Genomic DNA, 14,642 nt, shown 5'->3' with positions numbered 1-14,642 from the left:
CTGCCAATACCAAAGGCTGGCGGTTTTCGTCCAAATGAACGAAGCAAGCGTAGCCCGCGTAGTGTGTACGACTCTGCCACGCACGCCGCCCCAATCGCCCCAAGCCGCGTGCGTGCCTACGGCTCACATCCCACCGCCCAACCAACGCAGCCTGAAAAACCGTCCGCCCTTAACCGCAGACGGTTTTTCCCTTTTTCAGCAAGCGTAGGTTGGGTCAAGACCCAACAAAACTGTTAAATTACACGAAATGTTGGGTTTGTAACCCAACCTACATTTTGCTCAAGTGGCACATAATAAAAAGGTCGTCTGAAAACTGTGAATCCGTTCTCAGACGACCTTTGTTTCATTCCAAACAACAAATATAATCGCTCAAAGACTGATTTCCTCCTGTTGGTTCAATACCCAACAAAATCCATTTTAAAAAGACCCCTCCCATCATGACCTATCTGCAAGCTCTGAAACAACTTCAATACTGGCTGACAAACAACCAAGCATCTCGCGCAAACCATCTAAATTTCAATGTACATCCCCTTTCAACCGATGAATTGCATGCAATACGCGAATATACGCAAAACAAGCTGCCTGAAAGTTATTATTTATTTTTACAGCAATGCGGCACGGGGGATTTTTTCTATTCGTGGTACACCAGCGTGATCGATCAAACTGCATCGCAAACGCCTAAAATAGAAATCTACAATCTCGCCCAACTGAAAGAACAAAATCGCTATTACCAACAACTATTGCGCGAAGAACTTGACGACCTACCGCCCAACGAACAACCCGACATAGGAGAAATCTTTATCATTGGAGCGCATCACAGTATGGGAGATTGGTTCGGCTTTAACCTATCCCGTGCCGAACCCAACTTCGATATTTTTATCCACGATGCCGCCAATCCCGCCACCTATGCCAAGGAAGCCCAATGGCGACGGTTTGAAGACTGGATCATCCGTTGTGTGGAAAGCGAGGGAGAAGATACGCTTTAAACAAGCCGTAGCAAGCGTAGGTCGGATACTTGTATCCGACAAAATCTTTAACACTCCCGTCATTGCAATTCATTGCAGCAATGCCCAAAATGTCGGATTCGAGAATCCGACCTACACCAAGCTTATTAAGTGCAACCTATATGGATGTGTGAAAACAATATCCATGCCATTTGAACGCTGCCGCCTGATGATGCGGATTATTTCCGGTGCTCCAAAGGAGTAACTATAATGATTGATTATCTGAATATAAATCTAGATTTGAATTTCAGCAAAATTAAAATAAAAAAAGATAAGCCTATAGTGGCTTTAATCAGTCAAAATTTCCTAAAAACAATAAACTGCAATAATTTATTTGAATCGATTAAACAATATCCTTTATTTTGGATAATTCTTATCGGAGAGAATTCTAATCTTTTAGAAGATGAATTTGATAATCTCTTGGAACTGGAATCAATCAAAAATAACAATATGTTAAATGTGGTAACAACTAATTTTCAATTTAGTGATTTAACAATAACAGATATAGAAGATATTACTTATGAATTTTTATTTTTGCCCTGTCCGAATGGCAACTGCCAATATTTATCTTTCTTAGATTTGAATCATACTGCTGACAGGAAAATTTCTGATTTCATCGAAACACAGCTTAATAATAAAACAACTTAGTGGTCATAGGACGCCTTCCTCATAATACGATCGCAGAAAATTCATTGCTGGCGGTGCATTCTTTTTCACCGTCAAACCCGCCAACCTAAAATCGCGCCTTTTTCTCGGAAAGATCAGCTTATTTCGTGCGGCTTATATGGCTACAATTCATTTTTCAGACGACCTGAAAAGGAAGAGAGGTCGTCTGAAAACAACGTTTCAGACGACCTCAAAATCGTTATCTTCCATCACATAGAAAACTTTTTCATTCGTCAAATTTAACATTCACTTCATGCGGATTGATACGGGCGTTTTCCTCCTGCCCTAAACCGACTAATTTACGCAGCCGGGTCATATAGGCATTGACATCCAAACCGCGTCCGTATCGTTGCGCTTCCCAAATGGTTTCCGCCAGTGCATCCATCATGTCATGCTCGGCGCGTACCCAGTCGTTGTTATAACGTGCGCAAAGTTGCCGGTGAATCGCCCGTATGCCCGGTGGCTGATCGATGGCTGCCTGCTCTTGAAGGGAAAGATGCAGCGACATGTGCAAAAAAGGATTACTCTCCCCATCTTCCGGCAACCAGTTTTTATCTAAATAATCTTCAATATTTTCAAGATAATGGGCGTATTCGGGATGAGATTCGATGATACGGAGGGCTTTATGTTGAAGTGCATCCAGTTGCAGCGGGGTCAGGCGATGTTTCCAAACGTGTGCGAAAAATCGGCGAACATCGTGGGTATTGACATCGTACATGATAAAAATGGGAAATCTGTTGAACCGTCTGTGGGGATATTTTAGAGATTGAGCGAAACTTGAATTTTGGCAAATAATGGATTTATAGCGAGGCAGAACCTGATGACCAGTTCTGTCTCGCTATATTTCCATTACTGCTAAAAACCCTTATTGATCCACAAACGCGCGCTCAATCAGGTAGTCGCCGCGTACGCCGGTTTTCGGGGAGACGGTCAGGCCGAAATCGTCCAAAACTTTGCAGGTGTCTTTCAACATAGCAGGGCTGCCGCAGAGCATGGCGCGGTCGTCTTGCGGGTTGATTTTGGGCAGGCCGATGTCTTCAAACAATTTGCCGCTTACCATCAGGTCGGTCAGGCGGCCGTGGTGTTCGTAGTCTTCGCGGGAAACGATGGGGTAGTAAATCAGTTTTTCTTTAACCAAGTCGCCGAGGTATTCGTGTTCGGGCAATTCTTTGGTGAAGCGGTCGTAGTACGCCAAATCTTTTTTGTAACGCACGCCGTGCACGAGGATGATTTTTTCGAATTGCTCGTAAATTTCGGGGTCTTTGGTGATGCTCAAGAAAGGGGCGATGCCGGTACCGGTGCTCAACAGGTAAAGGTGTTTGCCCGGATTCAGGTCGCCGGCAACCAAAGTTCCGGTCGGTTTTTTGCTGATTAACACGTCGTCGCCGACTTTGAGGTGTTGCAGGCGGCTGGTCAGAGGGCCGTCTTGGACTTTAATGCTGAAAAATTCGAGGTGTTCTTCCCAGTTGGCGGAGGCGACGCTGTATGCGCGCATCAGCGGTTTGCCGTCCACCATCAATCCGACCATGACGAATTGGCCGTTTTCAAAACGCAACGATTCGTCGCGGGTGCAGGTAAAGGTGAAATACGCATCCGTCCAGTGGTGTACGGACAATACTTTTTGGGTATTGAATGCTGCCATTTGAGTTTCCTGTCGGTAAATCCGTCTGATCGCGCGGGTCGGGCGGATGATGGTTTTAAAAGGGTTTTCAGACGACCTCTCTCGCCTGTGAATAGATAATGCCGAATTAGAGCAAACGCGCAATTTTAAACGAAAATATTTATCATCACAATGCTTGCTGTCTAGCAGAGGTCGTCTGAAAACTTTTCAGACGACCTCTCAATCAACGCATTACTGGTCTAAGGTTTCGCGGATGATTTCTTTGACGGCGGCTGCATTGTTCGGCACGACTCGGACGCGCTGCGGCAGCTTTTCCAAACCTTCCAACGCTGCAGGACGCGGAATGGCGACATCGCCGACGGCTTCGTGTATGGTCGCATCGAATTTCGCTGCCAACGCGGTTTCCAAACACACAACCGTCTCCCCTTCTTCGCGCACTTCGCGGGCGACTTTTACGCCGTCGGCAGTGTGCGGGTCGATGAGTTCTTTATCTTGCTCATAAACCTGCTTAATGGTGGCGAGGCGGTCGGCATGGGTAGATTTGCCGGAGGTAAAGCCGTATTTGCCGCCGACTTTTTCTAAGGCAAACTGCAAGTCAAAGCCCTTGCCCGCCGCCACTTCCGCCCACAGCGTGTTGATTTCCTGAGGATCGCGATCCATCAGGTCGAACACGAAACGCTCGAAGTTGGACGCTTTGGAAATATCCATAGACGGGCTGGAGGTAACATAAGTATGCTCGCTGTTGCGCGGGCGGTATGCGCCGGTTTTGAAAAACTCGTCCAACACATCGTTTTCATTGGTCGCGACAATCAGGCGGCGGATAGGCAAGCCCATCTGTTTGGCGATGTGTCCCGCGCAAACGTTGCCGAAGTTGCCGCTCGGCACGCAGAAGCTGACCTGCTCGTCATTGCTTTGCGTCGCCTTGAAATAGCCCGCAAAGTAATAAACCACTTGCGCAACGATGCGTCCCCAGTTGATCGAATTGACCGTACCGATATGGTATTTTTCCTTGAACGCGGCATCGTTTTGCACCGCCTTCACAATGTCCTGACAGTCGTCAAACATCCCCTTCACGGCGATATTGTGGATATTCTCGTCTTGCAGGCTGTACATCTGCGCACGTTGGAACGCGCTCATTTTGCCGTCGGGCGACAGCATAAATACATTTACGCCCTTTTTACCTCGCAAGGCATATTCCGCAGCCGAACCCGTATCGCCGCTGGTCGCGCCCAAGATATTGAGTTCCCTGCCCTTTTTGTTCAACACATATTCAAACGCATTGCCCAAAAACTGCATCGCCATATCCTTAAACGCCAGCGTCGGGCCGTTGGACAAGGCTTGGATTTTGATGCCGTCGGACAAAGTACGCACAGGCGTGATTTCCTTAGAGCCGAACGCCGCTTCCGTATAAGTACGGTTCAGAATATCGCGCAAATCGTCCGCCGGAATATCCGTGACAAACAGGCTCATCACCTCAAACGCCAGCTCCGGATAGCTCAAACCGCGCCACTTGTCCAAAGTCTCGCGGCTGACCTGCGGATAATGCTCCGGCAGCATCAAACCGCCGTCGGGCGCCAGTCCCATCAACAAAACCTCGCTAAACGGTTTATGCGCCGTCTCGCCGCGCGTACTGATATATTTCATGATTTCTTCTCTATAAAAACAAAAATATTGCCGATCAAAATAAGAAACCCGCCGGCGGAAATCCATCGTCCATCATCCGAATCATCCCGCAAGCCGCCCTATTCCGACCTTAATCCACTATAAACTTTCAGACGACCCCGATACACAGAGGTCGTCTGAAAAACATTATCTATACAAACGCTTGAAACAAGCATTGACGGTTTTCACCGTTACCGACGCAATCGCCCGATCGCGCGAAGAAGGATTCAAAACATCCATCAACTCTTGCGCAGACACCTGATTCGGCGCTTCCTCGCTCGCGCAGCCGCAGATTTTGTCTTCCCACTCGCGCTGTTTGTCCGCGCTCATCGTCAGCGCGATCAAACGCCACTCATTGCGCTTGTTCAACTCCGAACGGCACTGATGATCAACCGCCATTTTCACCACGCTGCCGCCGATACCCGTCCCGCTGCCCAAACCGCCGAACGCCGAGTCAGAATCATAAGCGCAACCGCCCAACAACGCCGCCACAGAAGCAACGGCAACAATCTTTTTCATATTCATAGCCATCCCTTGCCGCAAGGTCGTCTGAAACGCCCCGCAAAGTCTTTAAACAAACGCGTATTATACCGTAAGCGGTGTGAGATGGGGGATTGGGGAAAGTCGGGTATTATGCCTGATTTTTACATTAATATATGTATCAAGAGCGTTAATCCCCCTTTTCAGACGACCTGCTATAATCCACGTCGTCTGAAAACCCTCTTTTCACGGAATCCGCCATGTCCGACCTTTTCACCCGCCAACCTGATGCGCCGCTTGCCGAACGCCTGCGCCCGCATACGCTTGATGATGTTATCGGGCAGCAGCATTTAATCGGCGAAGGCAAGCCGCTGCGTGTGGCGGTGGAAGGCGGGAAGCCGCATTCTATGTTGCTGTGGGGGCCGCCGGGCGTGGGCAAGACGACGTTGGCGCGGATTTTGGCGCAGAGTTTCAATGCCCAGTTTCTGCCTGTTTCCGCCGTGTTTTCCGGCGTGAAAGACATACGCGAGGCAATCGATAAAGCCGAAATCGCCTTGCAACAGGGACGCGCGACGATTTTGTTTGTAGATGAAGTCCACCGCTTCAACAAGGCGCAGCAGGACGCGTTTTTGCCCCATGTCGAAAGTGGTTTGCTGACTTTTATCGGTGCGACTACGGAAAACCCGTCGTTTGAAGTCAATCCCGCGCTGTTGAGCCGCGCGCAGGTGTATGTTTTGCAATCCTTGTCTTCAGACGACCTCAAAAAGCTGATTGCCAAAGTATTGGCATTGCCCGAATACCGGGATTTCACGATTGAAGCCGATGCGCAGGAGCTGCTCGTCAATACCGCCGACGGCGATGCGCGCAGATTGTTGAATTTATTGGAGCAACTTTTACGCGCCGCCGACACACGTCGTCTGAAAACCCTGACCGCCGAATTTCTCGCCGACAGCCTCGGCGCGCAAATCCGCCGTTTCGACAAAGGCGGCGAGAGTTTCTACAACCAAATCTCCGCCCTGCATAAATCAGTACGCGGTTCGCATCCGAATGCCGCGCTGTATTGGTTCTGCCGTATGCTCGACGGCGGCACCGACCCGCGCTACCTTGCCCGCCGCATCGTGCGCATGGCGTGGGAGGACATCGGGCTTGCCGACCCGCGCGCCTTCCAAATCGCCAATGATGCCGCCGCCACCTTTGAACGCTTAGGCTCGCCCGAAGGCGAACTCGCGCTGGCGCAAGCCGTGTTGTACCTTGCCGCCGCCGCGAAATCCAACGCGGGCTACAAGGCATACAACCAAATGCGCCGCTTCGTCAAAGAAAACGCCAGCGACGAAGTGCCCGTCCACCTGCGCAACGCCCCGACCAAGTTGATGAAAGAATTGGGCTACGGACGCGAATACCGCTACGCCCACGACGAACCGAACGCCTACGCCGCCGGCGAAAGCTATATGCCCGACGGCTTGGACGAACCGGATTTCTACCAACCCGTCCCGCGCGGGCTGGAAATCAAAATCGGCGAAAAGCTGGAATGGTTGAAATCTCTGGATGAGGAAGCGTTGGATAAGCAGAAGTAAATGGTGTAGATAAAATTTCAGACGACCTGTTTCACAACGACGGTCAAATACTTGTATCGTCAAGCTAATTTGGCTACAATCCGATTTTCCTTTTTCTTGCTGAATAATCGAACACAGAAAAAATCGCGGCTGCTGAACCCGATTTCCGAAACGAAGTTAGAAAGCAGATAATGGACAATTTAGACCACAGTCGCAGCCGTGCATGGCGGCGGCATCAAGCAAAACGACCCAGCCATCGCGTACACGGCAAAAACCCTTCTGAGGGTAAGCTCGAGAAAAAGTGGGATTTGATGTATTTCCGCAGGAATAAAGTCAAACGCGCGCAAAAACTGGGCTTTGTTTACCCCTTCAGGCAGCATGAATTTGAAGCCGAATGGTTTGATTAACTTAAAAACACATTTCGACTCAATCGAGATGATTTTCACAAGGCGGATATTTTTCCGCCTTTTTTAATTTCTATGAACGCACTTTTTATTTGCAGCCGCAACCAATGGCGCAGCCCCACCGCTGAAGCGGTATTCCGACGCTATCCGAACGTACAGACCCGTTCCGCAGGCACAAGCCCTAACGCACGGTACACGGTTTCCATCAACGACATCGCATGGGCGGATAAGGTTTTTGTGATGGAACAAAAACATAAAAACCGCCTGTCGGCGCAGTTTTCCCGCGCTTTGCAACATAAGGAAATCATTGTTTTGGATATTCCTGACGATTACCGCTATATGGACGAAGAATTGATTGAGATATTGAAAGAAAGTATCGAGCCGTATTTGTCTGACAGCTAGTCTTTATAGTGGAATTAACATAAATCAGGACAAGGCGACGAAGCCGCAGACAGTACAGATATAGTGGATTAAAATTGCAATGATACGGCGTTGCCAACGCCCTTATGTACTCCCCGTACACGGCGGGCGTTGCCGCCTTGTCTCATTTTTATTTTAATCCACTATAAGATTGCGCGCATCGACAAACCGTTCCGATGTTACCTTGCCGTGTTTGAGCGTATTAAGATACCGAAACCATTCAAAAACAAACTCTGCGGTTATCGAATTGCAGCAGCCACGTTTTTCAGACGACCCCTCCCTGCCGTATAATGCCGTTTTCTGTTTCCGCTTCTCAAACGACCATCATGACCGAATCCATCCGCCTCCCTGCCGCCTCGCTCAAACCTGCCACCGTCGCCCTGCCCGGCTCCAAAAGCATCAGCAACCGCACCCTGCTGCTTGCCGCCTTGTCCGACAACACTTGCGAAATCCATTCCCTGCTCAAATCCGACGATACCGACCGTATGTTGGAAGCACTCGATAAACTCGGCGTTGAAATCGAATACCTTGCCGAAGGTCGTCTGAAAGTTCACGGCACAGGCGGACGTTTCCCCAACCGCGCTGCCGATTTGTTTTTAGGCAACGCGGGAACGGCGTTCCGTCCGCTGACTGCCGCGCTGGCGGTTTTGGGTGGCGATTATCATCTGCACGGCGTTGCGCGTATGCACGAACGCCCTATCGGCGATTTAGTCGATGCGCTGCGGATTGCCGGCGCCGATGTCGAATATCTCGGCAACGAACACTACCCACCGCTTCATATCGGCGAACGCCAAGACCGCGGCGAGCGCGTGATTCCGATTAAGGGCAATGTGTCCAGCCAGTTTTTGACTGCCCTCTTGATGGCGTTGCCGCTGACCGGGCAGGCATTTGAAATCCGTATGGTCGGCGAGTTGATTTCCAAGCCCTATATCGACATCACCTTGAAACTGATGGCGCAATTCGGCGTACAGATTGCCAATGAAGACTACCGCGTCTTCAAAATCCCCGCCGATGCCTGCTACCACGCGCCCGACCATTTATATGTCGAAGGCGATGCCTCCAGCGCGTCCTACTTCCTCGCAGCCGGTCTGATTGCCGCCACGCCTATCCGCGTTACCGGTATCGGCGCAAACAGCATACAGGGCGATGTCGCCTTTGCCCGCGAGCTGGAAAAAATCGGTGCAGACGTGGTTTGGGGCGAAAACTTCGTCGAAGTCTCGCGTCCGAAAGAACGTTCCGTCCAAGCCTTTGATTTGGATGCGAACCATATCCCTGATGCCGCCATGACCCTCGCCATCGTCGCGCTTGCCACAGGACAAACCTGTACGCTGCGCAACATCGGTTCATGGCGCGTCAAAGAAACCGACCGCATCGCCGCAATGGCAAACGAGTTGCGCAAACTCGGCGCGGAAGTCACCGAAGAAGCCGAAGCGATTCACATCACCCCGCCTGAAATACTGACGCCCGACGCCGTCATCGACACTTACGACGACCACCGCATGGCGATGTGTTTCTCGCTGGTTTCCCTGTTGGGCGTACCCGTCGTCATCAACGACCCGAAATGCACCCATAAAACCTTCCCGACTTATTTTGAAGTGTTCTCATCGCTGACCGACGCGGTTTAAAGCAGGAAGACATTTACCCAAACAAAAAGGTCGTCTGAAAGTTTTCAGACGACCTTTTCTACATCACATTCAAATTAAAAACCGGATTACAGTTTCCACTCGCTCAGTTTGGCAGCATAAGCTTCCAAGTCTGCAATCGGACGGGTTGCCACGCCGCTTTCCATCGCAGCTTTGGCGGCAGCCGAAGCAACACGCGGCAGCAGGCGGGAGTCGAACGGGGTCGGAATCAGGTATTCCGCGCCGAATTCGAATTTCTTACCGTAAGCGGCAACCACTTCTTCAGTCACTTCTTCTTTCGCCAAATCCGCCAAGGCATAGACGCAGGCGCGTTTCATTTCTTCGTTGATGGTCGTCGCGCCGACATCCAACGCGCCGCGGAAGATGAACGGGAAACACAATACGTTGTTCACTTGGTTCGGGAAGTCGGAACGGCCGGTACCGATGACCACGTCCGGACGGGTTTCTTTTGCCAATGGCGGCAGGATTTCCGGATTCGGGTTTGCCATGGCGAACACGATAGGCTTGGCGTTCATGGTGTTCAGCATTTCAGGCGTCAGCAGGTTCGCGCCGGAGAGGCCCAAGAAGATGTCTTTGCCTTTGACGGCATCGGCAAGCACGCGTTGACCGTTGTCTTCAATGGCATAGAACTGTTTGGACTCGTCCATACGGTCTTTGTCTTCGCGGGTTTTGTAAATCACGCCTTTGGAGTCGCAAACGGTAACGTTTTCGCGTTTCAAACCCAAATCGAGCAGTTGGTTCAAGCAGGCAATCGCAGCCGCACCCGCGCCGGAGCAAACCAAGGTCGCTTCCTCGATTTTACGGCCGGTATAGCGCAGGGCATTCAATACGGCGGCGGCGGTAATGATGGCGGTACCGTGTTGGTCGTCGTGGAATACGGGGATTTTGCAGCGTTTGCGCAATTCGCGTTCGATGTAGAAGCATTCTGGCGCTTTGATGTCTTCGAGGTTGATACCGCCGAAGGTCGGTTCCAACGCGGCGATGATGTCCACCAGTTTTTGCGGGTCTTTTTCATCGATTTCGATGTCGAATACGTCCACACCGGCGAATTTTTTAAACAATACGCCTTTGCCTTCCATCACAGGTTTGCCCGCCAATGCGCCGATGTTGCCCAAGCCCAAAACGGCGGTACCGTTGGAAATCACGGCAACCAAGTTGCCTTTGGCGGTGTATTTGTACGCATTTTGCGGATCGGCATGGATTTCCATACAAGGAGCCGCAACGCCCGGCGAGTACGCCAAAGCCAAGTCTTTGGACGTGGCCAGCGATTTGGTGGGGGTAACGGAGACTTTACCCGGCACGGGGAATTCGTGAAATTTCAGTGCGGCTTCTTTTAATGAGTTTTCCATTTTTCGATCCTGTTGCGAGAGAGATGTTGAAACGAGGTCGTCTGAAACGTTGGTTTCGGGACGTTTGGCATTACAAAGCAGCTTATTTATTAACAAATAAACCTATTTTGTAATAGCGTGTAATTTTACCATGTTCCCAATGCGGCGCATACCGCTATTTTCATCTGAAACAAACAGCCTCAAAGCAAAAACGTATCCTTTCAGACGACCTTCATTCGGTTTTAAACATCCATACCGAAACTGCGCGCCAACGCATGTTCGATATCCGCCCTCACCTCCTCCAAACTCCGGTTGCCGTCGATAAGCGCGTAGCGTTCGGGATGCGCGGCGGCGCGTTCGAGATAAACAGCACGCACGCGGGTGAAAAAATCCGCCTGCTCCTGCTCGAAACGGTCTTTCTCGCGCGTCTGTCCGATACGCGCCATCGACACTTCCAGCGGCACGTCCAGCAGCAACGTCAAATCAGGACCAAACCCGCCCTGCACCCAATTTTCCAGCATTTCAATATCCTGAAGGGGCACGCCGCGCCCGCCCCCCTGATACGCGAAAGTCGCATCGGTAAAACGGTCGGAAACGACATGAATGCCGTCTGCCAGCGCAGGCAGGATAACGTCTTCCAGATGCTGCTGCCGCGCGGCAAACATCATCAACGTCTCCGCGCGCAATCCCGCCTTGGTTTCAGGGTTCAACAAAATTTCGCGCAAAGCCTCACCGACAGGCGTACCGCCCGGCTCGCGGGTAAACAATACAGGAAGATTATGGGATTCGAACCATTGGCGGATAACGGCAAGATTGGTAGATTTACCCGCGCCGTCTATGCCGTCCAGAGTGATGAATTTGGGTTTCATAAGGTCAATTTGATTGAGAGAACGGATGTTCAAAAGGTCGTCTGAAAAGCAGGATTATAAATGCTTGATGGGGTTCGAAGTAGATTTTCAGACGACCTTAATTGTAAGAAAACCTAGCATTGTTTACAAAATTTGAAAGGCAATATGGTGAGCCTACAAGCAAAATACGGTATGAAACGGTTGGCAAAAGTCGAGAAAACTATTGAGGAAAAACTTAAAAAGCAGACCAAACGCCACAACAAATCCTACCAAGTAAAATGGTACATTCCGATACCAAACGACTGCCTTTATTGCAAAATCAAAAAGCAACCGACCAAAGGGATGCCCTGTTTGCCTCCATTGACGACTATTCCTCGTACTGTATGCGGCTAAATTTCTTTTACATATCATTGATTTTGCCCATACACCATTGAATACGCCTACTCAGATAACAGTAAGGCAGAACGGGGAATCCGCACCTTGATGGAAATTTGGCATGACAAGTTTTCCATCTAGAGCTTCAGAACTACCGATAAAAGGAACTGTGCCCATTTGTGAATTTTTATAACAAGGCAAAGCCCCATAAAAGGAGGTCTTACAAGTTTATTTTTCAAAATAATACGGCGTTTTCTTACATCAGAGAGCCGAAGATCATCAAAAAAGGCTTACATGCTACGCAGGTTGCTCAGATTCTACCGCCCCAAGTCCATGATTTTCTTTGAACAGTTTCAAATAATAAAAAAAACAGTCAAACTCATCCCGTTTTTCAAATTTTGCAATCTGTTCAATCAGACCGCGCCACGTATGGGTGGTTTGAAGAAAATCAAACTGCTCAATGAGCCAATCATAAAATTTTTCCCTAAAAATATCGTCTTTTTTACTAGGTATATCATTTAGTCCTTCGCATAAATAATATCCTGTTATAAAACTTTCTAAAATTTTCATGTTTTTTTCGCTTAAATACATAAGCGGCCTTTTTTCAACATACACTAATAAATCTAAAAAATTCATTTCTAATATTCCTATTATTAGAAAGGTTTAAATATTGATGGGTAAAAACCTAAATATCTGATACCTAAATCATTTATCCAAGTTTTTAGTGAGACACCGGAGTAATTGATATTACGAAAGATAGTGTTTCCAACTCGAATGCCTGCATGCTTGCTGTTTTTAGTAATCACTTCATTTTATCTGACCAAATAAAATTAGGTTTGAAACACAAGTAAACTTCATCTTCATAAATTTCGTCTTTTTGCATGGATTTCTTAAAGTTATTGGAAAATTCTTTACATCTTAAACGTTACTTGTTTTTGTAGACATCTTCTAGCTTCTCATATGATCTATTGGGTCGTATTCGCACAAGCTGTTGATGATGCCTTACGCCTTTTGGATTTCTTGTCGCGTTTTATGTCACTGATGACCTCGCCATCAAGGCTGACATCAAAAAATAAGATTATTTAAGCACAAATATTTCAGCGACCTCAAAAAAGGATTGAGGTCATCTGAAAAGCAGGAACCGCTGCATGTATCCCGACACACGTCTCGTCAAAATTAGAAGTTTCACACAGGCTAAAACCAGCAAGTTGCTAGGACAGCACTATTCGAAATATCAACTTCCCAAGTATCTGAAATCAATCCTTTGTAATTGGACTCAACAATAAAATGTTCGTCATCTATCCAACGGAAATTCAAGCTACACCATATATCGATATAAGATGGTTGTTCTGTCAGCAACGTACCCTGCTTAACTATTTCCCTTTTTTTATCAGATACTGTCCAACTAATTTTAAAATGGTAAAGATCACAATATGCCCATAAGGAAAGATATTGTTTCCTATTGTGGCTAAGTTTCCGCTTTTTTATTTGCTTTTTAAATGTTAAATCAGACATCAAACAGGTTTGGTAAGCAGTCTCCAATGGTTCTCTCGACCAATTGTAATCAGACGCAATATCGAGCATTCCTTGATGGATTACTTGTAACTGCATAATTTTCTTATCTTTTTCAGATAGGAAGGTATACTTTTTGAAATCAAAAAGCTGATAAGAATCAGCACTCCCCAATATTTTTTCTTTGGGCGGAAATGGGCCATTCTCCCATAAGAAAATATTACATTTAATCACCTTTTTGGAATCAAACTTAGGTATTGAAACGAGATACAGCTCCGGAATAACAAAGGTTTCTTGATTAAATTCAGAAGTCCTTTCATCGTTTTGACAGTATAAACAAATTTCGTTAATCATAATTTCACTTTAAGGATTGAGGTCGTCTGAAAAGCAGAAATCGTTGCATGTATCCAGACACACGCCACGTCAAAATTGGAAGTTTCACACAGGCTAAAACCAGCAAGTTGCTAGGACAGCACTATTCGAAATATCAACTTCCCAAGTATCTGAAATCAATCCTCTGTATTTGGACTCAACAATAAAATGTTCGTCGTCTACCCAATGGAAATTCAAGCTACGCAATATGTCGATATAAGATGGTTGTTCTGTCAGCAATGTACCCTGCTTAACTATTTCCCCCTTTTTATCAAATACTGTCCAAGTGATTTTAAAGTGGTGTTGATCGCAATATGCCCATAAAGACAGATATTGTTTTCTGTTCGGACTTAGCTTGCGCTTTTTGATTTGTCTTTTAAAAGTTAGATCGGAAGTCAAGCAACTTTGGTAAGCTTCTTCCAACGGTTTTGTATCCCAATTGTAATCAGCAGCAATATCCAGCATTCCCTGATGAATAACTTGTAATACCATGAACTTTCTATCTTCCTCATTTAAAGAAAGATATTTTTTAAAATCAAAAAATTGGTACGATATAGCAAAACCTAGTATTTTCGCTTTAGTTGGAAATTGTCGGTCCTCACACAAAAAAATATTACATTTAAAAACTTTTTTTGAATCAAATTTTGGTAGAGATACCAAATATAGTTCTGATATAGCAAACATTCCTTTGCTAATGTTTTTATATTTTGTGTAATCTTCGAGAGGTAAGCTAATTTCTTTAATCATCATTTAG

General features: G+C 47.5%; 16 protein-coding genes and 1 pseudogene. 8 read left to right on the top strand and 9 right to left on the bottom strand.

The annotated features are described in order from the left end of the window. From HMPREF3277_RS15325 to HMPREF3277_RS07445, 3 genes are all read left to right on the top strand, one after another. Window positions 1–208: hypothetical protein (locus tag HMPREF3277_RS15325; protein ID WP_210401160.1), on the top strand; the 208-nt coding region annotated here is incomplete at its 5' end. Window positions 209–437: 229 nt separating this feature from the next. Continuing rightward, complete coding sequence (locus tag HMPREF3277_RS07450; RefSeq protein WP_070870583.1) at window positions 438–986, top strand: SMI1/KNR4 family protein; 549 nt, start codon at window positions 438–440, stop codon at window positions 984–986. A 228-nt stretch (window positions 987–1,214) separates the two neighbouring features. Next, complete coding sequence (locus tag HMPREF3277_RS07445; protein ID WP_070870581.1) at window positions 1,215–1,652, top strand: hypothetical protein; 438 nt, start codon at window positions 1,215–1,217, stop codon at window positions 1,650–1,652. Between the two features lie 244 nt (window positions 1,653–1,896). Here the strand turns inward: HMPREF3277_RS07445 and HMPREF3277_RS07440 are convergent, their stop codons facing one another. The 4 genes from HMPREF3277_RS07440 to HMPREF3277_RS07425 all read right to left on the bottom strand — a co-directional run bounded on the left by HMPREF3277_RS07440 (window position 1,897) and on the right by HMPREF3277_RS07425 (window position 5,472). Then, window positions 1,897–2,388: a DUF1841 family protein gene (locus tag HMPREF3277_RS07440; RefSeq protein ID WP_070870580.1), complete on the bottom strand. Its 492-nt coding sequence runs from the start codon at window positions 2,386–2,388 to the stop codon at window positions 1,897–1,899. 147 nt (window positions 2,389–2,535) lie between these two features. After that, window positions 2,536–3,312 carry a ferredoxin--NADP reductase gene (locus HMPREF3277_RS07435; RefSeq protein WP_003756710.1) on the bottom strand — a complete coding sequence of 259 codons (777 nt, stop codon included), beginning with the start codon at window positions 3,310–3,312 and terminating at the stop codon, window positions 2,536–2,538. A gap of 210 nt (window positions 3,313–3,522) precedes the next feature. Beyond that, window positions 3,523–4,935 (bottom strand): threonine synthase, encoded by a 1,413-nt coding sequence (gene thrC, locus HMPREF3277_RS07430; RefSeq protein WP_070870578.1) that lies wholly within the window; start codon window positions 4,933–4,935, stop codon window positions 3,523–3,525. 165 nt (window positions 4,936–5,100) lie between these two features. Next, window positions 5,101–5,472 (bottom strand): hypothetical protein, encoded by a 372-nt coding sequence (locus HMPREF3277_RS07425; protein ID WP_070870576.1) that lies wholly within the window; start codon window positions 5,470–5,472, stop codon window positions 5,101–5,103. A 221-nt stretch (window positions 5,473–5,693) separates the two neighbouring features. On the opposite strand from HMPREF3277_RS07425, the gene HMPREF3277_RS07420 reads away from it, so the two are divergent. From HMPREF3277_RS07420 to aroA, 4 genes are all read left to right on the top strand, one after another. Continuing rightward, window positions 5,694–7,007, top strand: coding sequence for a replication-associated recombination protein A (locus HMPREF3277_RS07420; protein WP_003756699.1), 1,314 nt, complete (start codon window positions 5,694–5,696; stop codon window positions 7,005–7,007). 170 nt (window positions 7,008–7,177) lie between these two features. Beyond that, window positions 7,178–7,393: a hypothetical protein gene (locus HMPREF3277_RS07415; RefSeq protein WP_040668071.1), complete on the top strand. Its 216-nt coding sequence runs from the start codon at window positions 7,178–7,180 to the stop codon at window positions 7,391–7,393. A gap of 72 nt (window positions 7,394–7,465) precedes the next feature. After that, window positions 7,466–7,792, top strand: coding sequence for a low molecular weight protein tyrosine phosphatase family protein (locus HMPREF3277_RS07410; protein ID WP_070870575.1), 327 nt, complete (start codon window positions 7,466–7,468; stop codon window positions 7,790–7,792). Between the two features lie 344 nt (window positions 7,793–8,136). Then, window positions 8,137–9,435, top strand: coding sequence for a 3-phosphoshikimate 1-carboxyvinyltransferase (gene aroA / locus HMPREF3277_RS07405; protein ID WP_070870574.1), 1,299 nt, complete (start codon window positions 8,137–8,139; stop codon window positions 9,433–9,435). An 86-nt stretch (window positions 9,436–9,521) separates the two neighbouring features. Here aroA and HMPREF3277_RS07400 read toward each other — a convergent pair whose 3' ends face one another. Both HMPREF3277_RS07400 and tmk read right to left on the bottom strand, forming a co-directional pair. Next, window positions 9,522–10,802 (bottom strand): malic enzyme-like NAD(P)-binding protein, encoded by a 1,281-nt coding sequence (locus HMPREF3277_RS07400; protein ID WP_003756682.1) that lies wholly within the window; start codon window positions 10,800–10,802, stop codon window positions 9,522–9,524. Window positions 10,803–11,023: 221 nt separating this feature from the next. Continuing rightward, window positions 11,024–11,650 (bottom strand): dTMP kinase, encoded by a 627-nt coding sequence (gene tmk, locus HMPREF3277_RS07395; RefSeq protein ID WP_009311821.1) that lies wholly within the window; start codon window positions 11,648–11,650, stop codon window positions 11,024–11,026. 156 nt (window positions 11,651–11,806) lie between these two features. Here tmk and HMPREF3277_RS15605 point away from each other — a divergent pair. After that, a pseudogene (locus tag HMPREF3277_RS15605) lies at window positions 11,807–12,165 on the top strand (IS481 family transposase); the annotation flags it as partial. 136 nt (window positions 12,166–12,301) lie between these two features. Here the strand turns inward: HMPREF3277_RS15605 and HMPREF3277_RS07385 are convergent. The 3 genes from HMPREF3277_RS07385 to HMPREF3277_RS07375 all read right to left on the bottom strand — a co-directional run bounded on the left by HMPREF3277_RS07385 (window position 12,302) and on the right by HMPREF3277_RS07375 (window position 14,638). Beyond that, complete coding sequence (locus HMPREF3277_RS07385; RefSeq protein ID WP_070870572.1) at window positions 12,302–12,640, bottom strand: hypothetical protein; 339 nt, start codon at window positions 12,638–12,640, stop codon at window positions 12,302–12,304. A 558-nt stretch (window positions 12,641–13,198) separates the two neighbouring features. After that, window positions 13,199–13,870, bottom strand: coding sequence for a hypothetical protein (locus tag HMPREF3277_RS07380; RefSeq protein ID WP_070870570.1), 672 nt, complete (start codon window positions 13,868–13,870; stop codon window positions 13,199–13,201). 93 nt (window positions 13,871–13,963) lie between these two features. Further along, window positions 13,964–14,638, bottom strand: coding sequence for a hypothetical protein (locus HMPREF3277_RS07375; RefSeq protein ID WP_094113497.1), 675 nt, complete (start codon window positions 14,636–14,638; stop codon window positions 13,964–13,966). Window positions 14,639–14,642 lie beyond the last annotated feature (4 nt).

The sequence above is a fragment of the Neisseria sp. HMSC70E02 genome (assembly GCF_001838645.1).
Lineage (GTDB): Bacteria > Pseudomonadota > Gammaproteobacteria > Burkholderiales > Neisseriaceae > Neisseria > Neisseria macacae.
This window is presented reverse-complemented; position numbering and strand designations above follow the sequence as displayed.

Bases quoted from the DNA above. Each gene is read 5' to 3' on its own strand.
- HMPREF3277_RS07425 (WP_070870576.1), bottom strand. From the start codon at position 5,472: ATGAAAAAGATTGTTGCCGTTGCTTCTGTGGCGGCGTTGTTGGGCGGT.
- HMPREF3277_RS07415 (WP_040668071.1), top strand. From the start codon at position 7,178: ATGGACAATTTAGACCACAGTCGCAGCCGTGCATGGCGGCGGCATCAA.
- HMPREF3277_RS07385 (WP_070870572.1), bottom strand. From the start codon at position 12,640: ATGAATTTTTTAGATTTATTAGTGTATGTTGAAAAAAGGCCGCTTATG.
- HMPREF3277_RS07435 (WP_003756710.1), bottom strand. From the start codon at position 3,312: ATGGCAGCATTCAATACCCAAAAAGTATTGTCCGTACACCACTGGACG.
- HMPREF3277_RS07440 (WP_070870580.1), bottom strand. From the start codon at position 2,388: ATGTACGATGTCAATACCCACGATGTTCGCCGATTTTTCGCACACGTT.
- aroA (WP_070870574.1), top strand. From the start codon at position 8,137: ATGACCGAATCCATCCGCCTCCCTGCCGCCTCGCTCAAACCTGCCACC.
- HMPREF3277_RS07450 (WP_070870583.1), top strand. From the start codon at position 438: ATGACCTATCTGCAAGCTCTGAAACAACTTCAATACTGGCTGACAAAC.
- HMPREF3277_RS07420 (WP_003756699.1), top strand. From the start codon at position 5,694: ATGTCCGACCTTTTCACCCGCCAACCTGATGCGCCGCTTGCCGAACGC.
- HMPREF3277_RS07445 (WP_070870581.1), top strand. From the start codon at position 1,215: ATGATTGATTATCTGAATATAAATCTAGATTTGAATTTCAGCAAAATT.
- tmk (WP_009311821.1), bottom strand. From the start codon at position 11,650: ATGAAACCCAAATTCATCACTCTGGACGGCATAGACGGCGCGGGTAAA.
- HMPREF3277_RS07410 (WP_070870575.1), top strand. From the start codon at position 7,466: ATGAACGCACTTTTTATTTGCAGCCGCAACCAATGGCGCAGCCCCACC.
- thrC (WP_070870578.1), bottom strand. From the start codon at position 4,935: ATGAAATATATCAGTACGCGCGGCGAGACGGCGCATAAACCGTTTAGC.
- HMPREF3277_RS07380 (WP_070870570.1), bottom strand. From the start codon at position 13,870: ATGATTAACGAAATTTGTTTATACTGTCAAAACGATGAAAGGACTTCT.
- HMPREF3277_RS07400 (WP_003756682.1), bottom strand. From the start codon at position 10,802: ATGGAAAACTCATTAAAAGAAGCCGCACTGAAATTTCACGAATTCCCC.
- HMPREF3277_RS07375 (WP_094113497.1), bottom strand. From the start codon at position 14,638: ATGATGATTAAAGAAATTAGCTTACCTCTCGAAGATTACACAAAATAT.